This window comes from Phyllobacterium sp. UNC302MFCol5.2 (assembly GCF_000686005.1).
GTDB classification, from domain to species: domain Bacteria; phylum Pseudomonadota; class Alphaproteobacteria; order Rhizobiales; family Rhizobiaceae; genus Phyllobacterium; species Phyllobacterium pellucidum.
Genome location: NZ_JMLL01000011.1, coordinates 187,068 through 209,878, shown reverse-complemented (window position 1 = coordinate 209,878; position 22,811 = coordinate 187,068). Strand labels below are relative to the sequence as shown.

Genomic DNA, 22,811 nt, shown 5'->3' with positions numbered 1-22,811 from the left:
TGATGTCCACGTCATTGGTGTTTGTCATTGTCCTTGCGATCGGCGTTATCGGATACTTCCTTGGGCGCCAGCGCGCTGTCAGCAAGAATGACGGAAGCGTAAAGCCGCACTCCTTGCCGCATTACCATGCATGGTGGGTATTCCTGGCTTCCGCGTTGCCAGCGATCCTGTTCCTGGTCATTTGGGCCGGCGCGACCAATATCTACCTGGAGCGCTCCGCGATTGCCGAACTGCCGGTCCGCACGGCTGACACCGTCATCGCCAGCCAAAGCCTCGAACTCGGCATGGTCAGCGGCATTGCCCGCGGTCTCGGGAAACTGACGGCCGATGAGGTGACAAATCTGCCGCAGACCTTCGCCGAGTTGCGCCCGCTGCTTTCAGCCAAGGGCGTGGCGCTCGCGCCCGACGGTCAGGACTATATGATCCCGATCGCCGTTGAGTGGAACAAGAACACCCAGCGCGCGAATTATATCGGCGGCATCATGGCCCTCCTTCTGGCGGTCGGCGGCGCACTTTATGGCCTGTCCGGCGTTCATGTTCGGGCGAGGGCGCGCAACAATGTCGAGCGCGTCATCCTCGGTGCTCTGCTCGCTGCCTCCACCATCGCCATTCTGACAACCGTCGGCATTATCCTGTCGATGTTGTTCCAGACGCTCACCTTCTTCCAGTCGGTCTCTCCGGCAAGCTTCTTTTTCGGCACCGTATGGGATCCGCGCTTTGCCGCGGCCGGCTCGGGCGGATCGCAAGGCCAGTTCGGACTGATCCCGCTCCTTGCCGGCACACTCTACATCGCTTTCGTCGCCATGCTTTTCGCGGTCCCGGTCGGCCTCTTCGCGGCCATCTACATGGCTGAATATGCGAGCCGCGGCGTGCGCTCCGTCGTCAAGCCGCTGCTCGAAGTGCTCGCCGGCATCCCGACCATCGTCTACGGCTTCTTCGCGCTCGTCACCGTCGGACCGTTCCTGCGCGACCTCAGCGCGGCGCTTTCCGGCGGCTATGCCTTCATCCAGGCGCAGAGCGTGCTCACCGCCGGCATCGTCATGGGCGTCATGCTGATCCCGTTCGTCTCGTCGCTTTCCGACGACATCATCACGGCCGTACCGCAGTCGCTGCGTGACGGATCGCTCGGGCTCGGCTCGACCCGTTCGGAAACGATCCGCCGCGTCGTACTGCCCGCCGCGCTGCCAGGCATTGTCGGCGCGCTGCTCCTGACGGCATCACGCGCCATCGGCGAAACGATGATCGTCGTGCTCGCAGCCGGCGTTGCCGCCAATCTCAACATCAATCCGTTCGAGGCGATGACGACAATCACTGTCAAGATCGTCAACCAGCTGACGGGAGACCTTGAGTTCAATTCGCCGCAAACCCTCGTCGCCTTTGCACTCGGTCTCACGCTCTTCTTCATCACGCTTGGCATGAACATTTTCGCGCTCTACATCGTCCGCAAGTATCGGGAGCAGTACGAATGACCGACATAGCCCTCAATCCCACTGCTGCATCGGCACGTCCCGCCCGGCGAGACATTGGATTAAAGCGCCGCTACGCTGCCGAACGCAGGTTCAAGCTCTATGGCATCGCAGCGATAGCGATCGGCATCTTCTTCCTCATTGCGCTGCTGTTCTCCGTGTTCTCCAACGGCTACACCGCGTTCTGGCAGACCGAGGTCAATCTTGCGATCAATCTCGATCCGAAGATCATCGATCCGGACAATAAGCGTGCCACCGATCCAAACGTGCTTCTGACCGCCAATTATCCGGTTCTCGCCCGCAATGCGCTGGCGGAAAAGCTGGGGGTCGCCCAAACCGACAAGCCCGGCTTGCGCGAACTCGGCAAGCTTTTCTCCGATGGCGTGCGCGGCCAGTTGCGTGAGCTCGTCGTTGCAAATCCTAATCTCATCGGCACTACGCAGAATGTCTGGGTGCTTACGGGCGCCGACATCGACTCCGCGTTCAAGGGCCAGATCGATCTCAGCGTCGACCAGTCGCGCCGCAAGGTTTCGGACAAGCAGGTCGAATGGATGAACAAGCTGAAGGCCGACGGCGCCATGGCCCAGCGATTCAACACCGGTCTCTTCACCTATGGCGCGTCCAGCCGCCCCGAAACTTCGGGTCTCAGCGTCGCCCTCATCGGTTCGCTCTACATGATGCTGATTGTGCTCGGCCTCTCGCTGCCCATCGGCGTTGCCGCTTCGATCTACCTTGAGGAATACGCCAAGAAGAACCGCCTGACTGATATTATCGAGGTCAACATTAATAATCTTGCGGCGGTCCCGTCGATTGTCTTCGGTCTGCTCGGCCTCGCAGTCTTCATCAACTTCCTGCATATGCCGCGCTCGGCATCGCTGGTCGGCGGTCTCGTGCTGACGCTGATGACGCTGCCGACAATCATTATTGCGACGCGCGCCGCGCTGCGTGCCGTACCCCCGTCCATCCGCGCGGCGGCGCTTGGTATTGGCGCGTCGAAGACGCAGATGGTTTTCCATCACGTCCTGCCGCTCGCCGCACCCGGCATTTTGACCGGTACCATCATTGGCCTGGCGCATGCGCTCGGCGAGACCGCGCCGCTGCTTCTGATCGGCATGGTGGCTTTCGTCGCCAATAATCCGGTAACGCCGCTCGATCCTTCGACGGCCTTGCCCGTGCAAATCTACATGTGGGCCAACGAAGCCGAGCGCGCCTTCGTCGAGCGGACGTCCGGTGCTATCATCGTGCTGCTTCTCTTCCTCGCGGTCATGAACATCACGGCCATCCTTCTGCGTCGCCGCTTCGAGCGCCGCTGGTAACTGTTCGAGAGAGGACCTAGTTATGAACCTTATGACGGAACGAAATCTCGAAAAGGCGGTAAACGACAAGATGAGCGCCCAGCCCAACGCAATCAAAATGCAAGGCAAGGATGTCACCGTTCACTATGGCGACAAACAGGCCTTGTTCGGTGTCAGCCTCGACGTGCCGGAAAAGATGGTCACGGCGCTGATCGGCCCTTCGGGCTGCGGCAAGTCGACATTCCTGCGCAGTCTCAACCGCATGAACGACACCATCGAAGGCTGTAAGATCGGCGGCAAGATCACGCTCGATGACGAGGATATCTACAATCCTAAGATCGACGTTGTCGAGCTGCGCGCCCGGGTGGGCATGGTGTTCCAGAAACCCAATCCTTTTCCGAAGTCTATTTTCGAGAACGTCGCCTATGGCCCGCGCATTCACGGGCTCGCGAAGGGTCGCCACGAACTTGATGAAATCGTTGAGAAAAGCCTGCGCCGCGCCAGCCTTTTCGATGAGGTGAAGGATCGCCTGCATGAGGCAGGCACCGGACTTTCCGGCGGCCAGCAGCAGCGCCTGTGCATTGCCCGCGCCATCGCCGTCAGTCCGGAAGTGATCCTCATGGACGAGCCGTGCTCGGCGCTTGATCCGATCGCCACCGCAAAGGTGGAGGAACTGATCGACGAATTGCGCGAAAACTACACCATCGTCATCGTCACCCACTCGATGCAGCAGGCAGCGCGCGTTTCGCAGCGCACGGCCATGTTCCATCTCGGCAATCTTGTCGAGGTCGGCGATACGGAAATGATGTTCACAAGCCCCACCGAGAAGCGCACCCAGGACTATATCACCGGACGCTTCGGCTGACGCAGGAACGAGGACAAAGCACATGACCGAGTTGCAGCACACTGTGCGCTCTTACGATGACGAACTGAAGTTCCTGACGCACAAGATCGCCGAGATGGGTGGTCATGCCGAACGCATGGTCGAACAGGCGGTCGCCGCCATGGTCAATTCCGACAATGCGCTGGCGCAGCGCGTCATCTCGGACGATCTGATCCTCGACGCCGGTCAGCGCGAGATCGATGAAAAGGCCATCACCATCATCGGCAAGCGCCAGCCGATGGCGATCGACCTGCGTGAAGTCATCGGGACGATCCGCATTTCCTCCGATCTCGAGCGTATCGGCGATCTCGGCAAGAACATTGCCAAGCGCGTCGTTGCCGTGACCGATACCCGCCAGACGCTCTCGGTCTACCGCGGCTTGCAGACAATCGCCGAACTTGCCTTGACGCAGCTGAAGGACGTGCTCGACGCCTATGCCACGCGCTCGGTACAGCAGGTGAACATTGTGCGCGAACGCGACGACGAAATCGACGCGCTCTATACGTCGCTGTTCCGCGAATTGCTGACCTACATGATGGAAGATCCGCGCAACATTTCCGCCTGTACGCATCTTTTGTTCTGCGCCAAGAATATCGAGCGCATAGGCGACCACGCCACCAATATTGCCGAGACAGTCTATTACATTGTTACCGGTTCGCAACTGCCGGCGGAACGTCCCAAGGAAGACCAGACACATACTATTATTGTGGATGAAACGACCGAGTCCTAATTCAACTGAAGGCTTGATATGGCAATAGCTCCCAAAATCACCGTTGTGGAGGACGAGGAAGCCCTGAGCGTCCTCCTCCGGTACAATCTTGAAGCTGAAGGCTATGTTGTCGAGACGATCGCACGTGGCGACGAAGCGGAAATTGCGCTGCGCGAGAACGTTCCGGATCTTCTGATCCTCGACTGGATGCTGCCCGGCCTGTCGGGCATCGAACTCTGCCGCCGCCTGCGGGCGCGGCGCGAGACCGAGATCCTGCCAATTATCATGCTCACCGCCCGCGGCGAGGAGAGCGAACGCGTTCGCGGCCTTTCGACCGGTGCCGACGATTACATGGTCAAGCCGTTTTCGACGCCTGAACTACTGGCGCGCATCAAGTCCATGCTCCGCCGCGTCAATCCGAGCCTGCTTTCGCACGTGCTGAGCTTCGGCGATCTCAAGCTCGACCGCGAACAGCACCGCGTTTTCCGCAAGGAGCGCGAGCTGAAACTTGGCCCGACGGAGTTCCGGCTGCTTGAATTCCTCATGCAATCACCCGGACGGGTCTTTTCGCGCGGCCAGCTGCTGGATAATGTCTGGGGTGCGGACATCTATGTCGATGATCGCACCGTTGACGTCCACGTTGGTCGCCTGCGCAAGGCGATCAATATCGGACGTTCGATAGATCCGATTCGCACGGTACGTGGCGCCGGCTATTCGTTCGGCTGATCCCTAATTATTCCGGTTCTGATAAGGGCGTCGCATCAGCGCTAGATGGCTGATGCGGCGCCTTTTGGTATTTTGCAGTCCGCCGACAATGCCTTGCTCAAAGTCTCCACAGCCTGGCTTGAAATTCACGCAAATATAGGGTAGGGGACTATATTATGTCTCATGCCACCAAGGAAAAATCAAAACTGATCGCAAGGATCCGTCGCCTCAAGGGGCAGATGGAGGCCGTCGAGCGGGCGCTCGAAGCCGAAATGCCGTGCGGCGACATTCTAAACCTGGTGGCGTCGGTGCGCGGCGCCGTAAACGGCCTGATGGGTGAACTCGTCGAGGATCATATTCGCATGCACGTCGTCGATCCCGGCACCGAGACGGACAGGGAACGCGCCAAGGGCGCCGCGGATCTCATCGACGTTGTAAGGATGTATCTGAAATGAGCCACGATCACGCGATCCATTTGCCTCAAGGCACGCATGCCCATGTGTTTCTGGGTGACGATCACGAGCGCAACGAACGACGCACCTGGTTTGTGATCGCGCTGACCGCGACGATGATGGTTGCGGAGATCGTGGCGGGAACGGTTTTCGGTTCGATGGCGCTTGTCGCCGATGGCTGGCATATGTCGACACATACTGCCGCGATGTTGATCGCGGCGTTGGCCTATCTCTATGCAAGGAAGAATGCCAGCAATCCGCGTTTCACCTTCGGCACGGGAAAATTTGGCGATCTCGCAGGTTTTGCCAGCGCTGTGATCCTCGCGCTTATTGCACTGCTGATCGGCTGGGAGAGTTTCCTACGCCTTGCCAACCCGATCTCGATCAGTTTTCCGCAGGCGATCTCCGTTGCCGTGCTTGGCCTTGCCGTCAACCTTGTTTGTGCCTGGCTCTTGCGCGACGACCATAGCCATCATCACCACGGTCACCATGGCGATAACCATCATCACCACGGTCACGATCATAATTTGCGTGCCGCCTATCTGCACGTTCTTGCCGATGCGCTGACGTCCGTCCTCGCCATCATCGCCCTTCTCGCGGGCAGCATTTACGGCTGGCTTTGGCTCGATCCGGCCATGGGAATTGTCGGTGCTCTTGTTATCGCCAGATGGTCATGGGGTCTCATCCGCGATGCGGGCGGCGTGTTGCTCGACTATGTCCCTCAGGGTGAAGACCTGCCTGATGAAATACGTGGCGCCATCGAAAAGGAGGGCGACGTGATTACCGACCTGCACGTCTGGCAGCTTGGCCCGGGGCATCACGGTGCCATTGTTTCGCTTTTGAGCGACGATCCGAAAGCGCCGTCGTCCTATCGTGCCAAACTCGCACATATCCATGAGTTGTCGCATGTGACCGTTGAGGTAGAGCCGAAGGCCGCGTAAATTTCGATTCGGGTGTGTCACACGCTTTGAAGACCCCACGTGCGACGAACGTTCGAATAGCCGGGAGCCCATGTGATGACCGTCACGATTTACCACAACCCGAAATGCGGTACCTCGCGTAATACCCTCGCCATGATCCGCAATGCAGGGATCGAGCCGGTGATCGTGGAATATCTCAAGACGCCGCCGAGCCGGGAAACCCTGAAGGAAATGATCAGCCGGGCTGGTCTTAGCGTGCGCCAGGCCTTGCGCCAAAAAGGTACGCCCTATGCCGAGTTTGGCCTCGACAATGCTTCGTTGGACGACGATGCGCTTCTCGACGCGATGATGGCCAATCCAATCCTCATCGAACGTCCTTTCGTCGTGACCGAAAGAGGCGTGCGGCTCAGCCGCCCTTCAGAAATTGTGCTTGAGATCCTGCCAGATGCGCAGAAGGGCCCGTTTTCCAAGGAGGATGGTGAGGTCGTTATCGACAGCTCGGGCAATCGCGTCCGCTGAGCCTCGATGTTATGGACGAGCAACGCCATCGGCCTGCGAAATTTCGGCGCAGTGGTCGACGCGGCTGGCGCCGCAGGGCTTGGTCGTGGAATCTTGCGGCTCGCCGATCTTGGCCCGCGTGAACTCAGTATCCATCAGGGATTTATCGGCGGCTATCGAGCGGAAAAGCCGCTTTGCAGGCTTTTCGACCCATTCGACCCGTCCGGGGGATGCCGTCGAATAGTGCCATGGCATGGTGATGAAGTGAATATTTTCAGACGAAAGATGCTGGACGGCGAAGGCGAGTTCCCGCATCACGCCCGAACTGAAACCCGGGTCGGTGATGACGGATTTCGTCGCGGCATCCATAAAGCTGAAGAGCCGCACAGGGTTCGCCAATTGCGCTCCGAGCAATTTTTGAGCCATGGCACCAAAGAATTCATGCTGACGATGAATGCGTCCGATATCGGTGCCGTCGCCTATGCTGTAGCGGGCGCGCACGTAGCCTAGCGCTTCTTCGCCATTGAGGGTCTGGCATCCCGCAGCGAGGTCCAGCCCGGCAAGCTTGTCGTGGATTGGTTCGGAAATACAGTATTCGACGCCGCCGATGGCCTCCACAATCCGCCTGAATCCGCTAAAATCAACCTTGATCACGTGATCGATCTTTATGCCCGTCAGGGTTTCGACGGTCTTCCAGGTGCAGCTGATGCCTCCGAACATGAACGATGAGTTGATCATGCCGAGGTGCGCCCGCTGGCCGGGCAGGCCCTCGCGACCGGAACAGGCGGGAAGGGGAACGAGCAGGTCGCGCGGGAAGCTCACGACATTCAACTCGCTGCGATCGGCCGAAAGATGCGCAAGCATGAGGATGTCGCTGCGCTCGCCGGGGTTGGCGACGGAAACGGTTTGCTGGTCCGAACCCACGATCAGGATGTTGAGTGCATCAGGCGATGCCTTGGCCGGGCGGCGATTGCCGAGGTCGGCTTCAGCAACCTCGAAGTGCCGCAGATTGCTCGTGAACTTCCAATACATGCCGCAAATGGCAAGCAGGATTACAAGCATCAGGCAAGTGACGGAAGCGAGCAGCAAATGCAGCCGCCGGCGTCGTTGAGGATCGCCCTCAGGCTTCGGCGCGCTGTTGATCAATCCGTCACTCACAAAATTCTCCAGTAGAACAAGCCAAGGTAATCATTATCCGGGCCAAGCCAACTAACATTTCCGTTTTAACGATGCGCATCGCACAAGCAACAACGCGAATGCCAGAGAATTCGAACAAGACCTTTGCCATGCGCAGAGTGTGCGAACGCCGCAAGGAGATGGCCAAGCCGTTGCGACACACGGCAGAACGACTATGCTAAGGGCGCGAATTGAAGGAAGGCGCTACCGCACTATGACGGACATCAATCAATTTCTCGAAGAAGCGATCGCCCTTGCACTGGACAATGTAAAAAGCGGCGGCCGTCCTTTCGGGGCCGTGGTCGTCAAGGACGGCAAGGTCATCGCGCGCGGCGTCAACCGGATTCAGGCCGACAACGATCCAACAGCACATGCCGAGCTTCTGGCCCTGCGGGCTGCCGGGCTTGCATTGCAATCCCCACGTCTGGACGGCTGCTCGGTCTACGCAAGCGGCCAACCGTGTCCCATGTGCCTTGCAGCGATGCGAATGGCCGGTATTGGCGATATCAAGTTCGCTTATTCCAATGAACAGGCAGAACCGTTCGGCCTCTCTACGGCCGTCATAGCAAAAGAGTTGGCGAAACCAATCGACCAGCAAGCGGGGCTGTCATATGCGCATTCGCCCGTGGGCGATGGTAAACTGTATCAAGTTTGGCAGGACAACCAAAAGCGCTGATATCCGCGTCATCTGCAAGGGCTGCGGGTCTTGTCCTGAGAAGGCGGAATACCCGCAGAGCGACGGTAGCGGGAACCTGGGGCATCACTGAGCGTTTTTCGATGATACACCATCGGAGGACGAGGCCATGACCGCTCGCAGTATGCCAACGAAGGATGACATCGTAGCTCTCGAAAAATCCTATTGGGATGCGATGAAGGCGAAAGACGGCGGCCGCACCGCGGAACTGTCGGCGGATCCGGCACTTGTAACCGGCGCCCAAGGTGTGATGCGCATCGGCAAAAAGAAAATGGGCCAGATGACCGAGGACGGCAACTGGAGCCTGGAATCCTATGAATTCGCAGATGTCGAGGTTTCGACGCCGTCGCCTGATGTCGCGCTTATCGCCTACACGGTCGAGCAGAATGTAACGATGAATGGCAAATCGCAGAAAATGCGGGCCGCAGATAGCTCGGTTTGGATTCGCGGATCAAATGGTTGGGAGTGTCACGCGCACAGCGAGACGTTTCTGAAGTAGCACGAACCTGTTCAGTTGAAAATTTCATCTCCGGCCGTGAAAACGACCGGAGATGAATTTGCTTGTCCAACATTGTCCAGCTGATTGTGCCGGACAATGCGCGCTGCGCTTATCAGCTACAGCCGCTGGTTGCGCCGCATGTGTCGCACTTCAGGCAGGTGCCGTTGCGCACCATCGTGAAGTTCGAGCACTCCGAGCAGTTGTCGCCTGTATAGCCCTGCATCATCGACTTGATGCGCCGGTCGGACATGATTTTCTTTGCTTCGGCCTTGGCTTCCTCGGCGGCAGCTTCTGCATCCTCGTTCTCGAAGAGCGCGGAAGCGGCGCTGGCCTCGGCCTCGCCCTTGGCGCGTTCTTCATAATCGCGCTTGAAGGCCGAGGATTCCTCGCTGACTGCGGCGATGGCCGGTTTGGCAGCGACGGCGACGGCGGAGCGGGCGGCAAGGGTCGTGACATTTGATGACGCAGCTGCCTTCGGAGCGCTTACCGCACCCTGACCCCCTGCATTGCTAAAACCCTTTGGGTCCGCCTTGCCCGGCGAGACCACTTTCAGCGAAGCGCCGCGCGTCAGCCCCTTCGATACCGGTTCCGCCTTGCCTTCGGAAATACCACGCCCGAGCGAAGTGTTCGAGAAGTCGGACTGATCGACATGGGCGAGGTCGTGACGGTCGAGATAGGAAACGGCAAGCTCGCGGAAGACATAATCGAGGATCGATGTTGCGTTCTTGATCGCATCATTGCCCTGAACCATGCCAGCCGGCTCGAACTTGGTGAAAGTGAAGGCTTCCACATATTCCTCGAGCGGCACGCCATATTGCAGGCCGAGCGAGATGGCGATGGCGAAGTTGTTCATCATTGCACGGAAGGCGGCGCCTTCCTTGTGCATGTCGATGAAGATTTCGCCGAGACGGCCATCGTCGAATTCGCCGGTGCGCAGGTAGACCTTGTGGCCGCCGACAACTGCCTTCTGCGTGTAGCCCTTGCGCCGGTTGGGCAGCTTCTCGCGGTCATGGATATATTTCTCGACGATGCGCTCGACGATCTTTTCGGTAACCTGCACGGCGCGTGCCGCGGTTGGTGCCTCGATCAGCGCCTCGACTGCATCGTCCTCATCCTCGTCCTCATCGGCGATAAGCGAGGAATTGAGCGGCTGCGAAAGCTTGGAACCGTCGCGATAGAGTGCGTTTGCCTTGAGTGCCAGCTTCCACGAGAGCATGTAGGCGGACTTGCAATCGTCGACCGTTGCTTCATTCGGCATGTTGATCGTCTTCGAGATCGCGCCGGAAATGAACGGCTGGGCGGCGGCCATCATGCGAATGTGGCTGTCGACCGAGAGGAAACGCTTGCCGACCTTGCCGCAAGGATTGGCGCAATCGAACACCGGATAGTGCTCTTCCTTCAGGAAGGGGGCGCCTTCGAGTGTCATTGCACCGCAGACGTGGATATTGGCGGCTTCGATTTCCTTCTTCGAGAAGCCGAGAGCCGGCAGCATCTCAAAGGAAATATCGTTGAGCTGCTCGTCGGTGAAACCGAGCGCGTTCCTGGCAAAATCTTCACCCAGCGTCCACTTGTTGAAGGCGAACTTGATGTCGAAGGCCGACTTCAGCGCAGTGTTCAACGTGGCGATGATCCCGTCGGTAAATCCCTTCGCCCTCAGCGAGCCGGGATTGATGCCGGGTGCCTGGTTGAGGTTGCCATGACCAACGGCATAGGCCTCGATCTCGGCAATCTGGCTTTCCGTGTAGCCAAGCGTGCGCAGGGCTTCCGGTACGGCGCGATTGATGATCTTGAAGTAGCCGCCACCGGCAAGCTTCTTGAATTTCACCAGGGCGAAATCGGGTTCGATACCGGTGGTGTCGCAATCCATGACAAGGCCGATCGTGCCGGTCGGTGCGATGACGGTTGCCTGGGCGTTGCGATAGCCATGCTTCTCGCCGAGCGCCAGTGCCTGGTCCCAGGCGGATTTCGCGTGGGCAATCAGGTCCTGGTCAGGGCAGTCGGTGGCGACCAGGGCGACCGGGTTTACCGAAAGCGCCTCGTAGCCTTGGGTTTCGCCATGGGCAGCGCGGCGATGGTTGCGAATGACGCGCAGCATGTTGGCGGCATTCGGCGCATAGCCCGGGAAAGTGCCGAGCTCCTTCGCCATTTCGGCTGAGGTCGCATAGGCAACGCCGGTCATGATCGCGGTGAGGGCACCGCCGATGGCGCGACCTTCAGCGCTGTCATAAGGAATGCCGGAGGTCATCAGCAAGCCGCCGATATTGGCATAGCCAAGGCCGAGCGTGCGGTATTCGTAGGAGAGCCGTGCGATTTCCTTCGAGGGGAACTGCGCCATCATCACCGAGATTTCGAGGACGATGGTCCACAGACGGGCTGTATGCTCGTAGCCGACGACGTCGAACTTTCCGTCCTTGCCGCGATAGGTGAGGAGGTTGATCGAGGCGAGATTGCAGGCCGTATCGTCAAGGAACATATATTCCGAGCACGGATTTGACGCGCGGATCGGCCCTGCCGCAGGGCAGGTATGCCAATCATTCATGGTCGTATTGAAATGCAGGCCCGGATCAGCCGAGGCCCATGCGGCGTAGCCGATCTTTTCCCAGAGGTCGCGGGCTTTCAGCGTCTTCATAACCTTGCCGTCCTTGCGGGCGGTCAGGTTCCAGTTGCCATCACCTTCGACTGCGCGCAGGAACTCATCCTTCAGCGAAACCGAATTGTTGGAGTTCTGGCCGGCAACGGTGAGATAGGCTTCCGAATCCCAATCCGTATCGTAGGTCTTGAAGTCGATGTCCGTGTAACCCTGCCGGGCAAACTGAATGACCCGCTGGATATAGTTTTCCGGAACCTGGTTCTTCTTCGCGGCCTTGATCTCGCGCTTCAACGCCGGATTCTTGGTCGGGTCGTAGCAATCGCCATTGTCGGCCTCGCAATTGACGCAAGCCTTCATGATCGCGGTCAGGTGCTGGCGAACGATCTTCGAGCCGGTTACAAGCGCGGCAACCTTCTGCTCTTCCTTGACCTTCCAGTCGATATATTCCTCGATATCCGGATGATCGACGTCGACGACGACCATCTTCGCGGCGCGTCGCGTGGTGCCACCCGACTTGATCGCGCCGGCAGCGCGGTCGCCGATTTTCAGGAACGACATCAGGCCGGATGAGCGGCCGCCGCCCGAAAGCTTTTCGCCTTCGCCGCGCAGATAGGAGAAGTTCGAGCCGGTGCCCGAGCCATATTTGAACAGGCGCGCCTCGCGCACCCACAAATCCATGATGCCGCCTTCATTGACGAGATCGTCGGCGACAGACTGGATAAAGCAGGCATGCGGTTGCGGATGCTCGTAGGCGGACTTTGATTTTGTCAGCTTGCCGGTTTCGGGATCGACATAATAATGACCCTGGCCGGGACCATCGATGCCATAGGCCCAATGCAGGCCGGTGTTGAACCATTGCGGGGAATTGGGCGCGACGCGCTGGGTCGCGAGCATGTAGGCAAGTTCGTCACGGAAGGCGAGGGCATCTTCCTCACTGTCGAAGTATTTGCCCTTCCAGCCCCAATAGGTCCAGGTGCCGGCAAGCCGGTCGAAGACCTGGCGTGCGTCCATTTCCGAACCATAGCGCGCATCAGCGGGCAATGCCGCGAGCGCCTCTTCGTCGGCGACCGAACGCCAGAGCCATGACGGAACGTTGTTCTCTTCGACCTTCTTCAGCTTGGCCGGCACGCCGGCTTTGCGGAAATATTTCTGCGCCAGAATATCGGCAGCCACCTGACTGAACTGGGCCGGAACGTCGATATTCTCAAGACGGAACACGACGGATCCATCAGGGTTTTTGATCTCACTCGTCGCTACACGAAATTCGATGTCCGCATAGGCTGACTGATTGTCTTTGGTAAAACGCCGTTCTATCCGCATCTCTCTCGTCCTTGTCTCTATATATAGTGTCCATCGGGCTCCCTGTGAAGAGATGCGCAGCTATGGACACATGTCCGCCCTATCCGGCTCCAGCGGTCTGGAGCCAGCCGAATTTCCTCGACCCGTCATCGGCGCGGTCGCCCGCATGATTTCCGGGCCTGGCGGCCCTTTTTTTGACGCCTGTCGTGTGATTCATCTTTTATGATGTGTTCACACTATCTGGTATTCAATCTACCCTGTAAACACTAAATATAGTGTTAAATTGCCGTTTACCCAAGAAATATCTGCCAGCAGATGCAAAGAAGTTGTCCGTCCGGGCACAGCTTCGCCGACGCCTTGGCACAACAGGCCAAGCTGTGGAAAAACCTGCATAAACTGGTAAGAAGACCGGTAACAGACACGCCGGCCACGCCACGAACGCAACGCCGTCGATCATAAAAAATGACTCGGGCGTGAGCGTCAAGGCATAGTTTTTTACATATTTGTGACCGCAATATCTTGTGTGTCACATATGTGGATAACGGGGAGAACCTTGCGGAAAAAACGCCTGTGGATAGGCGTCGCGAAAAACGACGACGATCGTCAAGTCAGCGGAATCAGCGAGCTTGAAACTAGTGAAGATCCAGGATTGCAGGATCGAAGCTGGCGATGAGCTCGCGCAATTCCGGCTCGTCGACGCATTCTGCTGCTGCGGCGACGCTCATCCATTCGATGCGGCGCTGGCCGCGTTCCGGCCAGTTCTTTTCCTGCCGGGAAAAATGCATCGGAAAAACGTCGACAATGAAGTCGCCATTCTCGCCGTCGCACATGTCGCTCTTTTTGTAGGTGTAGGTGCCGATAGAGAAGGGCGCGACATCGCCGCGTGCGCCCGCTTCCTCATAGGCTTCGGTGCGTGCGGATTGAGCGAAAGTCTTCCGGACCTGCGGCCAGCCTTTGGGCAACACCCAGCGGCCGGTACCCCGGCTCGTAACCAGCAAGATTTCGGTCTTGCTCTTCTTCGTACGATAGACAAGCGCCGCCACCTGGCGAATTTTGCCGTTTGGCAATTCAATTCGCTTGTCGGTCACGATCTCATCCAGGTAGGTTACGTTCAATGGTCCGCTCGTACTTTAGTCTTACTATTTTCTACTAATGTGGACCGATTCTTCGAATTCACAAGTGTTTCGGCCCAACTACAGGTTGCTTATACGCCACTTGTGACGATTTTTTGAACAGCAGTGCAAAAATCTCACGATCCACCATTCTAATTGCAGCGCAAACCAATCACACGAACAAGTGATAACTGGAAAGGGATCGCTACACGCGATAATCTGTTCGTGCAACGCGATCGGAGGTGCAATGGTTTCCCAACATTCGTCTTTCGAGCACGATTTACCTCATTCGCACACTTCGACCGCAGACACCGGCCGTTCGAGCGTCATTGCCTCGTGTGTTTACGCCAATGGCAAGCGCATTGCCGATATTCCGATCGATGAGGCTGGCAACTGGTCCAAGAAAGACGGACATGTGGTGTGGATAGGGCTGCTCGAGCCTGACGGCGAACTCCTGCACCGGGTGCAGAACCAGTTTGGCCTGCACAGCCTTGCGATAGAGGATGCCGAGCACGCGCACCAGCGGCCGAAGCTCGAGCAATATGGCGATGCCATTTTCGTGGTGGCGCGCACAGCGCAACTCATCGACAACCGGGTGGCTTTCGGCGAGACCCATGTCTTTGTCGGCAAGGGTTATCTCGTCAGCGTCCGTCACGGACCTTCAACGTCCTATACGGCCGTCCGCCAACATTGGGAAACATCGCCCTATGCCCTGGCCAAGGGCGAGGATTTCATCCTCTACGCCATTCTTGATTTCATCGTGGACAATTACATGCCGGTGCTCGAGTCGATCCATGACGAGGTCGAGTCGATCGAAGACCGCGTCTTGACCAAGCCCATGACCAGCAGCGATCTCGAGCGGCTCTACATGCTTCGGCGCGATCTTTTGCGCCTGCGCAACGCCATTGGCCCGCTGGTCGATGTATGCGGGCGGCTCAGCAATACGGACCTGCCGCAGATACAAACCGCGATGCAGCCACTGTTTCGCGATGTGACAGACCATGTGCGCACCGTGCAGGAAAAGATCGACGGTTTGCGCGAGGTTCTCGCCTTCGCCTTCGAGGCGAGCTTGCTTGTCGGCCAAAGCCAGGAGACGATTATTTCCAAGCGGCTTGCTGCCTGGGCGGCAATCCTCGCCGTGCCGACGGCAATTGCCGGGATCTACGGCATGAACTTCAAATACATGCCCGAACTCGACTCGCCCAACGGCTATTACTGGATCATGGCGCTGATGCTGTGCGTGTGCCTGATTCTCTTCTGGCGGTTCCGCAAGAGCGGCTGGCTCTAGCGATCAGCCGCGGTGTCCCTTCGTTATCGGTTCCTGATATGTCAGGCCCATATCCCAGGGGAAATAGATCCAGGTATCCTGCGAGACTTCCGTAACGAACGTATCGATGAGCGGGCGGCCCTTGGGCTTGGCATAGACAGTGGCGAAATGCGCCTTTGGCATCATCGAGCGGACGATCGCCGCCGTCTTGCCGGTATCGGTGAGGTCGTCGACAACGAGGATGCCTTCGCCCTCGTTTTCGAGGAGCCGCGCATCGACATCCTTCAGCACCTTGAGATCGCCCTGCTCGTCATAATCATGGTAGGACGCGATGCAGACTGTCTCGATCATCCTTATGCCGAGTTCGCGGCAGATGATCGCTGCTGGCACAAGCCCGCCGCGCGTGATCGCCACCATAGCGCGCCATTCGCGCTGCATCCCGGCAACGCGCCAGGCGAGGGCGCGCGCGTCGCGATGAAACTGGTCCCAGGAGACCGGAAAAGCTTTGTCGGGCAGGGACATGGCGCGCACTCCAATAAGGCTGGATCGATAAAATAGCGGAAATCCGCTCGGAATGCATTTCGCAATAGCGGCAAATGCCGGCCGATGGCAAGCGGCATGCGCTGTTGGCCCATCGCGAGTCCTCGAAATATGTGTATTGCGGGCGCTAGCGCGACATCAGCGTCAGGCAGGGCATGTCCGCCATGATCGAACTGGTCACGCCACCGAACACCCATTCCTTAAGGCGCGACTGGCTATAGGCACCCATGACGAACAGCGATGCATTGGTCTCGGCAATGCGGCGACGCAACACCTTGTCGGTGGCCTCGCCATGGGAATCGACGATGTGGGGCGTGACGTTGACGCCGTGACGCCGCAACGCATCGGAAAGCGGCGTGCCCGGGATTTCGAGGCTGGGATCGAGCGGCTTCTTGGGATCGATCCACAGGATGTCGACGGAGTGCGCCTTGAGAAGCAGGGGAAGCGCGTCGAAGGCGGCGCGCGACGCCTCGCGCTTGCCATTGAAGGCAAGCACCACATGATCGATCCGTTCAGGAATACTGACCTTGTAGGGAACAAAGAGCACCGGCCGGCCGCTTTCCATCACAAGCGGATCGGTGACATCGTTGACGCTGTCGGGATCGTTCGGGTCAGGCTGGCCAGCAATGATGATATCGGCGCGCAATGCACTCTGGGTGACCCCTGCGGAAGGACTGCTGCTTTCCGAGCGCACGATGCGAAATTCATGGCTGATCTTGCCGCGCCCCATTTCGGCATTGAAAAGCTTGGTGATCGCCTCGGAATTTTCCTTGTGCCGCTGCTCATGCGCTTCAAACAGCGTCGTATCGGCAAAGCCGGTAGGATCGGCGTAAACGATCGGCGAGGGGATCGTATAGAGACCAATAATGTGGGTTCGCTCGCTCGACGAAGCAATCAGTCTTGCGGCATCGATCACTCTCTTTGCTTCACGTTCGCTGCGAATGAATGCGATGATCGTGCGAAATGCCATAGTGGTCTCCATCATATCTTGCGCCGCTCGGCGCATCTGACAGTATTATACCCCTTAAACACAAGAATTTCTTTGCGTTTTCCGTAAGCTGGCGTCAATTCGATGTGTATCAGCGTCCAAGTTGCGACGCCGACAAGCCCTCGACCATATTCCTGACCGCGGTTTCCGCGGCGATGAGTTTTTCCTTATCGCGAGCCCGGATAACGAGTTCGGTCGAGAACCTGTCATTTTCATATTTCGGATAGGATCCGATGATCGTATCGGGGTGCGCGGCCTGGATATCGCGCAGCGCAGTGGCGATTGTGCCTTCGCCAAAAGGGCAATTCACCGAGCGTGACAACAGCTGCTGGCCGACACGCAAAGTCGGCAAGACGTTGTCGAGCATGGCCTGGAAAACCGATGGAACGCCCGCCATCACATAGACATTGCCGATATGAAACCCTGGGGCCGTTGAAACCGGATTGGCGATATGCTCCGATCCGCGCGGCATGCGGGCCATGCGCTGGCGGCTTTCGGTAAACTCGATGCCGCGCGCCGCATAATTGTCGCCCATGATCTTCATGGCCTTGGCATCATGTTCGCACGGCACATCGAATGCCTTGGCGATAGCGTCGGCGGTGATGTCGTCATGCGTCGGACCGATGCCTCCGGAGGTGAAGACGTAGTCATAGCGGGCACGCAGCGCATTCAGCGCCTCGACGATGCGGTCTTGCTCGTCTGGAACGATGCGCACCTCCTCAAGGTCAATGCCGACCGCCGTCAGGATATCGGCGAGATGGCCGATATTCTTGTCCTTTGTCCGGCCGGAGAGCAATTCATCCCCGATGGCAAGCATGGCAGCGGTCACGACTTCGTTCGACATCAGATTCTCCTATCGGACGGCGACGGTAATTGCAGGCGGGGCCTGCGGCAAGCCATTTCCGCTGGGCGTCGTTGCTCTTCCCGTGGAAGGCCGGCGAGGGCAAATCAACGATTGACTGAATCGCCTGAACCGTCGAAAAGCAAAGCGCGCGGACGTGGCGAAACTGGTAGACGCAAGGGACTTAAAATCCCTCGGCCATAGGTCATGCGGGTTCGATCCCCGCCGTCCGCACCATGCGCGCTTGCGTGAGGCGAGGTATGGCGGGTGGATTTGGTATTCAACATCGCATAAAAGCGGCACTTCCAACGCCAAGAGAAGATGATGCCGGCCATTTCAGCACAGACCCCGACCACCAGGATCAAGTCATTCGCCGCGAGCAATCCAGCGATGCTGTTCGTGCTTTGCTATTTCGCCTTCCAGATATTCTTCCTGACGATGATCTCGAATGGCGCAGGGGTCGATGACGCCGAGCAGCTCGCCTATGTCGGTGCCTTGCAGTGGGGCTATGGCGGCTCGCAAGCCCCCCTCTATACGTGGATCAACAGCATTGCCGGCGATGTTCTCGGCATCAGCCTCTTTACGATTTATCTCGTCAAATTCAGCATGCTCGCGAGCCTTTTTACCAGCGTTTATTTTGGCGCAAGGCTCCTCGGGCTGTCGCGCATGGTCGCCGCCGCCGGCATGCTGGGCATGTTCATGCTACCGCAGATATCCTGGGAATCACAGCGCACGCTCACCCACTCCGTCGGCGGAACGACCGGTTGCGCCTGGGCTTTCCTCGCATTTGCCTGGCATATGAAGTCGCGGTCATGGCATTCGGCGGCACTGCTCGGGCTCGGCATCGCCGCCGGCCTTCTAGGCAAATTCAATGCAAGTTTCTTTCTTATCGCTTTGATTTTGGCTGGTCTTTCCATACCGTCCTATCGTGCCGTGCTGCTTTCGCGTCCAACACTCGCTGCGGTCCTCGCCTTCATAGCCGCCGTCATACCGACGGGCCTTTGGGCGCTCGCCCATACCGAAAACCTGCTCGCCCGGACGCACAAATTCGAAATGAACGCGGGCGGCCATTTTCTCCTCAGCCGTCTTCACGGTGAATGGAAGGTGTTCCTCAACAGCGTGCTTTTCTCAGGCGTCGCGCTGGCGTTCTTCGGCATTGCCTGGTGGCGCAGCCGCCGCGACCGGGTGACTGCGCGCTCCAGCGCGACCAATGCGGAAAAGTTTGTTGCGCGGCTCATCTGGTTCGCGCTCGCATGCGTTGCGGTCGGGGTCTTGATCAGCGGCGCTGCCGAGGTCAAGGATCGCTGGCTGCAGCCGGTCCTGTTCCTGTCGCCCTTGTATCTTGCCGTGCTGCTCGACCGGTTTATCAGATCCGATCTTCCCCTGAAGCGCTTTGCAGTGGTCGGGGCGATCTGCGGCCTCATCGTCATTCCGGGCCTCGCCATCAACATGCTCTACGCCCGCGACGGTGAAGATCCCTATATCGGCGAACTCGACTATGCGAAGCTTTTTGCCACGACGCGCGCCGAGGGCAGCTACCAGTCGGTCGTTTCCGACGGCCCGCAATTTCCCGGCAATTTGCGGCTTTATGATACGTCACTAACGCCTGTGCACATGGAAATGCCGAACGCCTCGGCGCGCATCAAGTTTCCGGCGCTCTTCGTCTGGTTCGGCGAGGGTCTCAATCCTGGCGTCATGGCCTTGATGAGCGCTGCCGGCGTGCCCACACCGCCCACGGATGTGCGGCACATTTCGCTCAACTTCAGGAATTATCCGTATCGGAACGAGGGCGTAAGCTACGTCCTCGTTCCAGGTCCGGCAAAGCCTTAGGCTCTCAATCCTCGACGAAGACCTCGTCGCGCTTCTTGCGGATGCTCGGCAGCAGGACGACGACGAGGACGGCAGCCGCAAGGAGCAGCAGACCGAGGCTCAGCGGCCGCGTCACGAATGTCGTCGGGTCGCCGCGCGACATGATCATGGCGCGGCGAAGGTGTTCCTCGAGCAGCGGTCCGAGCACGAAGCCGAGGAGAAGTGGCGCCGGTTCGCAGCGCAGTTTCGAAAGCCCGTAACCGAGAAGCCCGAAGAAGGCGACGGCGTAGAGATCGAATACATTGGAATTGACGCTGTAGACGCCGATCGAGCAGAACGCGATGATCGCCGGGAAGAGCATGTAATAGGGGATCGTCAGCAGCTTCACCCAAAGGCCGATCAGCGGCAGATTGAGCAGGATCAGCATGAGATTGCCGATCCACATGGACGCGATGATGCCCCAGAACAACGCCGGTTGTTCCGTGGCGACATTCGGGCCGGGAACGATGCCTTGAATGATCATCGCGCCGATCATCAGCGCCATGACCGGATTGGCAGGAATACCTAGGGTCAGCATCGGAATGAACGACGTTTGCGCGCCGGCATTATTGGCGGATTCCGGTCCTGCAACGCCGGCAATCGCGCCCTTGCCGAACTCTTCCGGCGTCTTCGAGATACGCTTTTCCACCGTATAGGAGGCGAATGAAGCGAGAATTGCGCCGCCCCCGGGCAGGATGCCAAGTGCCGAACCGATGGCCGTGCCGCGCAGGATCGGCGCAGTCATCGCCTTCCAGTCCTCGCGCGTCGGCCAGAGATTGGTCACTTTCTTGATCATGACGTCGCGCTCATGCTCGTTTTCGAGATTGCGCAGAATCTCGGCGATGCCGAACACACCGACGGCGAGGGCGACGAAATTCAGGCCATCCGAGAGTTCGAGGATCCCGAGGTTGAACCTCGGCGTACCCGTATAAATATCGGTGCCGACAAGCCCAAGCAGGAGCCCGAGAACCACCATTCCAAGCGCCTTGATGACCGAGCCATGGGCAAGCGCGATGGAAGAGACGAGGCCGACGATCATCAGCGAGAAGTATTCGGCTGAACCGAATTGCAGCGCCACGGCGGTGAGCGGCGGCGCAAAGACGGCGACAAGGATCGTCGAAACGGTACCGGCGAAGAACGAGCCGATGGCAGCGATCGCGAGCGCTGCGCCGGCGCGGCCCTTGCGCGCCATCTGGTAGCCGTCGATCGCGGTGACGGCCGAGGACGATTCCCCGGGCATGTTGATCAGGATCGCCGTCGTGGAGCCGCCATACTGCGCGCCGTAGTAAATGCCGGCGAGCATGATCAGCGAGGAGACCGGCTCGAGCTGGAATGTGAGCGGCAGAAGCATGGCGATCGTCGCGGTCGCGCCGATGCCTGGCAATACGCCGATCAGCGTGCCGAGAATAACGCCGATCAGGCAGAACAACAGGTTCCACGGGTGTCCCGCGGTAACGAAGCCAAGCGTGAGATTGTCGATCAGTTCCATCTTGGCCTCACTGTCCGAGCCAGGGGCCGAACCGCCGGAAGGGCAAGCCAAGCGCGTAGCTGAAAACAATTACCGAAAAAAGTGTCAGCCCGCTGACGAGGAGAAGGGCGGTTCCAGGCCGCATCTTCGAGCTGGCGAAGGCGGCGAGCAGGCCGGACAAGAACAGGGAAGGCACAAAGCCAAGTCCGCGCACCGTGAGGCCGAAAAGAATGGGAGCTGGCAGGATGAAAAGCATGCCGCGCCAGGCGATCGGGCCCATCGGCTCATGCTCGACCTGCGTGCCCTGGATGATCACGATGATCCCGAAAATGACGAGCAGGCCGGCGAGGACCAGAGGGAAATAGCCCGGACCCATCTTGAAGGCCGTTCCGATATCGAGGCCATAGGCCTGAATTGCGAAGAAGAGACCGACTGCGATGAAAAACAGGCCGCATATCAGGTCGCGCATACTGAAACTTAAGGATTTCATATGTCCCCCGTACCAATAAATTCTTTGTAATGGGCCGGTTCAGGCCATGAGGACCTGAACCGGCGAATAGTTCTAGTCGGCGTACTGGCCCGCGGCCTCGATGATCGGCTTCCAGCGGGAAACTTCGCTTTCAAGCTTCGACTTGAGCCCGTCGGGCGTCGCCTCGGCGTCGGTGACCGGTACGGTGCCGAGTTCGGCAAAGCGAGCGACGACGTTGGGGTCTTTCAGCGCCTTCTGCAGCGATGCTGAGAGCCTCGCGGTGACATCCGCCGGCGTTCCCTTCGGAGCGTAGATGCCGTGCCAGATGCCGACCTGCAAGCCCGGCAGGCCAGCTTCCGCAACCGTCGGCAGATCGGGGAGGGCATCAAGGCGCTTGGCCGAGGTCACGGCATAGGCCTTGACCGTCGCGCCCTTGATCTGCTTGGTCGTGTTCGTGGTCTGGTCGCACATCAAATCGACCTGGCCGCCGAGAAGGTCGGTCATGGCAGGCCCGGTTCCCTTGTAAGGCACCGTCACCAGCGACGTCTTGATCTCGCTCATCAAAAGCATGCCGCACAGATGCGAAGCTGCACCGATGCCCGCATTGGCGAGGGTAATCTTGTCAGCGTTGGCCTTCACGTATTCGACGAGGCCCTTCATGTCCGCTGGCTCGAAATCCTTCTTGGCGACAATGGTCATCGGCACGTCGGTGACGAGGCCGACATATTCGAAGGCGTTCAGCGTGTCATAGGGAAGCTTGCGGTACAGCGTGGCGCTCGTTGCCATGCCGATATGGTGCAGGAGGAGGGTGTAGCCGTCCGGATCAGCCTTGGCGACCTGCGAGGCGCCCAGCGTGCCGCCGGCGCCGCCTACGTTCTCAACAACGATCTGCTGGCCGAGATCCTTCGACATCGATTCGGCTACGAGGCGCGTAACGGTATCGGTGGGTCCGCCTGCCGCAAAGGGCACGACCATGGTTATGCTGCGCTCGGGATAGCCAGCGGCATTGGCGCCACCGGCGATAAGGGCGAAGGCAGCCGTGGCAGCCAGCGAAGAGATGAGTTTGTGCATCTTTGTTCCTCCCAGACGATT

At 58.8% G+C, this 22,811-nt stretch carries 21 protein-coding genes and 1 tRNA gene; 13 read left to right on the top strand and 9 right to left on the bottom strand.

Going from position 1 to position 22,811, the window contains the following annotated elements:
- Nucleotides 1–2: 2 nt before the first annotated feature.
- The 8 genes from pstC to arsC all read left to right on the top strand — a co-directional run bounded on the left by pstC (nucleotide 3) and on the right by arsC (nucleotide 6,949).
- On the top strand, nucleotides 3–1,469 hold the full coding sequence (gene pstC / locus BR48_RS0112310) for a phosphate ABC transporter permease subunit PstC (protein ID WP_027231568.1): 1,467 nt from the start codon (nucleotides 3–5) through the stop codon (nucleotides 1,467–1,469).
- Complete coding sequence (gene pstA / locus BR48_RS0112305) at nucleotides 1,466–2,782, top strand: phosphate ABC transporter permease PstA (RefSeq protein ID WP_027231567.1); 1,317 nt, start codon at nucleotides 1,466–1,468, stop codon at nucleotides 2,780–2,782. The genes pstC and pstA overlap by 4 nt, the downstream gene beginning before the upstream one ends.
- Before the next feature lie 70 nt (nucleotides 2,783–2,852).
- Nucleotides 2,853–3,626, top strand: coding sequence for a phosphate ABC transporter ATP-binding protein PstB (gene pstB / locus BR48_RS0112300; protein WP_027231566.1), 774 nt, complete (start codon nucleotides 2,853–2,855; stop codon nucleotides 3,624–3,626).
- Nucleotides 3,627–3,648: 22 nt separating this feature from the next.
- A complete protein-coding gene (gene phoU / locus BR48_RS0112295) occupies nucleotides 3,649–4,374 on the top strand; it encodes a phosphate signaling complex protein PhoU (RefSeq protein ID WP_027231565.1) in 726 nt (241 codons plus the stop codon).
- A gap of 18 nt (nucleotides 4,375–4,392) precedes the next feature.
- Nucleotides 4,393–5,079: a phosphate regulon transcriptional regulator PhoB gene (phoB, locus tag BR48_RS0112290; protein WP_027231564.1), complete on the top strand. Its 687-nt coding sequence runs from the start codon at nucleotides 4,393–4,395 to the stop codon at nucleotides 5,077–5,079.
- Nucleotides 5,080–5,234: 155 nt separating this feature from the next.
- Nucleotides 5,235–5,513 (top strand): metal/formaldehyde-sensitive transcriptional repressor, encoded by a 279-nt coding sequence (locus BR48_RS0112285; protein WP_027231563.1) that lies wholly within the window; start codon nucleotides 5,235–5,237, stop codon nucleotides 5,511–5,513.
- Nucleotides 5,510–6,451 (top strand): CDF family Co(II)/Ni(II) efflux transporter DmeF, encoded by a 942-nt coding sequence (gene dmeF / locus BR48_RS0112280; protein ID WP_027231562.1) that lies wholly within the window; start codon nucleotides 5,510–5,512, stop codon nucleotides 6,449–6,451. Before BR48_RS0112285 ends, dmeF begins: the two co-directional genes overlap by 4 nt.
- Nucleotides 6,452–6,526: 75 nt before the next feature.
- A complete protein-coding gene (arsC, locus tag BR48_RS0112275) occupies nucleotides 6,527–6,949 on the top strand; it encodes an arsenate reductase (glutaredoxin) (RefSeq protein ID WP_027231561.1) in 423 nt (140 codons plus the stop codon).
- A gap of 9 nt (nucleotides 6,950–6,958) precedes the next feature.
- Here arsC and BR48_RS24480 read toward each other — a convergent pair whose 3' ends face one another.
- Nucleotides 6,959–8,086, bottom strand: a complete 1,128-nt coding sequence (locus tag BR48_RS24480; RefSeq protein WP_155810871.1) for an LCP family protein — start codon at nucleotides 8,084–8,086, stop codon at nucleotides 6,959–6,961.
- A gap of 232 nt (nucleotides 8,087–8,318) precedes the next feature.
- Here BR48_RS24480 and BR48_RS0112265 point away from each other — a divergent pair, with 232 nt between their 5' ends.
- On the top strand, nucleotides 8,319–8,780 hold the full coding sequence (locus BR48_RS0112265; protein WP_036814326.1) for a nucleoside deaminase: 462 nt from the start codon (nucleotides 8,319–8,321) through the stop codon (nucleotides 8,778–8,780).
- A 127-nt stretch (nucleotides 8,781–8,907) separates the two neighbouring features.
- The gene (locus BR48_RS24475; protein WP_081815864.1) at nucleotides 8,908–9,297 is read left to right on the top strand and encodes a nuclear transport factor 2 family protein; all 390 of its coding nucleotides are present in this window, start codon (nucleotides 8,908–8,910) and stop codon (nucleotides 9,295–9,297) included.
- Between the two features lie 112 nt (nucleotides 9,298–9,409).
- Here the strand turns inward: BR48_RS24475 and BR48_RS0112255 are convergent, their stop codons facing one another.
- The gene (locus BR48_RS0112255; RefSeq protein ID WP_027231559.1) at nucleotides 9,410–13,207 is read right to left on the bottom strand and encodes a vitamin B12-dependent ribonucleotide reductase; all 3,798 of its coding nucleotides are present in this window, start codon (nucleotides 13,205–13,207) and stop codon (nucleotides 9,410–9,412) included.
- Between the two features lie 611 nt (nucleotides 13,208–13,818).
- Nucleotides 13,819–14,301 (bottom strand): NUDIX hydrolase, encoded by a 483-nt coding sequence (locus BR48_RS0112250; RefSeq protein ID WP_027231558.1) that lies wholly within the window; start codon nucleotides 14,299–14,301, stop codon nucleotides 13,819–13,821.
- Nucleotides 14,302–14,545: 244 nt separating this feature from the next.
- Here BR48_RS0112250 and corA point away from each other — a divergent pair, with 244 nt between their 5' ends.
- Complete coding sequence (corA, locus tag BR48_RS0112245) at nucleotides 14,546–15,586, top strand: magnesium/cobalt transporter CorA (protein ID WP_027231557.1); 1,041 nt, start codon at nucleotides 14,546–14,548, stop codon at nucleotides 15,584–15,586.
- A 3-nt stretch (nucleotides 15,587–15,589) separates the two neighbouring features.
- On the opposite strand, the gene gpt is transcribed toward corA, so the two are convergent.
- From gpt to BR48_RS0112230, 3 genes are all read right to left on the bottom strand, one after another.
- Complete coding sequence (gene gpt, locus BR48_RS0112240) at nucleotides 15,590–16,087, bottom strand: xanthine phosphoribosyltransferase (protein ID WP_027231556.1); 498 nt, start codon at nucleotides 16,085–16,087, stop codon at nucleotides 15,590–15,592.
- Between the two features lie 145 nt (nucleotides 16,088–16,232).
- Nucleotides 16,233–17,075: a universal stress protein gene (locus BR48_RS0112235; RefSeq protein WP_027231555.1), complete on the bottom strand. Its 843-nt coding sequence runs from the start codon at nucleotides 17,073–17,075 to the stop codon at nucleotides 16,233–16,235.
- 109 nt (nucleotides 17,076–17,184) lie between these two features.
- Nucleotides 17,185–17,937: a competence/damage-inducible protein A gene (locus BR48_RS0112230; RefSeq protein WP_027231554.1), complete on the bottom strand. Its 753-nt coding sequence runs from the start codon at nucleotides 17,935–17,937 to the stop codon at nucleotides 17,185–17,187.
- 148 nt (nucleotides 17,938–18,085) lie between these two features.
- Here BR48_RS0112230 and BR48_RS0112225 point away from each other — a divergent pair.
- A tRNA-Leu gene (locus BR48_RS0112225) sits at nucleotides 18,086–18,171 on the top strand.
- A gap of 87 nt (nucleotides 18,172–18,258) precedes the next feature.
- Nucleotides 18,259–19,764: a glycosyltransferase family 39 protein gene (locus BR48_RS24470; protein WP_081815887.1), complete on the top strand. Its 1,506-nt coding sequence runs from the start codon at nucleotides 18,259–18,261 to the stop codon at nucleotides 19,762–19,764.
- Nucleotides 19,765–19,768: 4 nt separating this feature from the next.
- Here the strand turns inward: BR48_RS24470 and BR48_RS0112215 are convergent, their stop codons facing one another.
- From BR48_RS0112215 to BR48_RS0112205, 3 genes are all read right to left on the bottom strand, one after another.
- A complete protein-coding gene (locus BR48_RS0112215; protein ID WP_027231553.1) occupies nucleotides 19,769–21,271 on the bottom strand; it encodes a tripartite tricarboxylate transporter permease in 1,503 nt (500 codons plus the stop codon).
- A 7-nt stretch (nucleotides 21,272–21,278) separates the two neighbouring features.
- The gene (locus tag BR48_RS0112210) at nucleotides 21,279–21,740 is read right to left on the bottom strand and encodes a tripartite tricarboxylate transporter TctB family protein (RefSeq protein WP_027231552.1); all 462 of its coding nucleotides are present in this window, start codon (nucleotides 21,738–21,740) and stop codon (nucleotides 21,279–21,281) included.
- A 72-nt stretch (nucleotides 21,741–21,812) separates the two neighbouring features.
- On the bottom strand, nucleotides 21,813–22,790 hold the full coding sequence (locus BR48_RS0112205) for a tripartite tricarboxylate transporter substrate binding protein BugD (protein ID WP_027231551.1): 978 nt from the start codon (nucleotides 22,788–22,790) through the stop codon (nucleotides 21,813–21,815).
- Nucleotides 22,791–22,811 lie beyond the last annotated feature (21 nt).

Coding starts and splice junctions, on each gene's coding strand:
- BR48_RS0112285 (WP_027231563.1), top strand. CDS start 5,235: ATGTCTCATGCCACCAAGGAAAAATCAAAACTGATCGCAAGGATCCGT.
- BR48_RS0112205 (WP_027231551.1), bottom strand. CDS start 22,790: ATGCACAAACTCATCTCTTCGCTGGCTGCCACGGCTGCCTTCGCCCTT.
- BR48_RS0112235 (WP_027231555.1), bottom strand. CDS start 17,075: ATGGCATTTCGCACGATCATCGCATTCATTCGCAGCGAACGTGAAGCA.
- BR48_RS0112230 (WP_027231554.1), bottom strand. CDS start 17,937: ATGTCGAACGAAGTCGTGACCGCTGCCATGCTTGCCATCGGGGATGAA.
- BR48_RS0112255 (WP_027231559.1), bottom strand. CDS start 13,207: ATGCGGATAGAACGGCGTTTTACCAAAGACAATCAGTCAGCCTATGCG.
- pstA (WP_027231567.1), top strand. CDS start 1,466: ATGACCGACATAGCCCTCAATCCCACTGCTGCATCGGCACGTCCCGCC.
- BR48_RS0112215 (WP_027231553.1), bottom strand. CDS start 21,271: ATGGAACTGATCGACAATCTCACGCTTGGCTTCGTTACCGCGGGACAC.
- gpt (WP_027231556.1), bottom strand. CDS start 16,087: ATGTCCCTGCCCGACAAAGCTTTTCCGGTCTCCTGGGACCAGTTTCAT.
- BR48_RS0112210 (WP_027231552.1), bottom strand. CDS start 21,740: ATGAAATCCTTAAGTTTCAGTATGCGCGACCTGATATGCGGCCTGTTT.
- dmeF (WP_027231562.1), top strand. CDS start 5,510: ATGAGCCACGATCACGCGATCCATTTGCCTCAAGGCACGCATGCCCAT.
- corA (WP_027231557.1), top strand. CDS start 14,546: ATGGTTTCCCAACATTCGTCTTTCGAGCACGATTTACCTCATTCGCAC.
- arsC (WP_027231561.1), top strand. CDS start 6,527: ATGACCGTCACGATTTACCACAACCCGAAATGCGGTACCTCGCGTAAT.
- BR48_RS0112265 (WP_036814326.1), top strand. CDS start 8,319: ATGACGGACATCAATCAATTTCTCGAAGAAGCGATCGCCCTTGCACTG.
- BR48_RS24475 (WP_081815864.1), top strand. CDS start 8,908: ATGACCGCTCGCAGTATGCCAACGAAGGATGACATCGTAGCTCTCGAA.
- phoB (WP_027231564.1), top strand. CDS start 4,393: ATGGCAATAGCTCCCAAAATCACCGTTGTGGAGGACGAGGAAGCCCTG.
- phoU (WP_027231565.1), top strand. CDS start 3,649: ATGACCGAGTTGCAGCACACTGTGCGCTCTTACGATGACGAACTGAAG.
- BR48_RS24470 (WP_081815887.1), top strand. CDS start 18,259: ATGCCGGCCATTTCAGCACAGACCCCGACCACCAGGATCAAGTCATTC.
- pstB (WP_027231566.1), top strand. CDS start 2,853: ATGAGCGCCCAGCCCAACGCAATCAAAATGCAAGGCAAGGATGTCACC.
- pstC (WP_027231568.1), top strand. CDS start 3: ATGTCCACGTCATTGGTGTTTGTCATTGTCCTTGCGATCGGCGTTATC.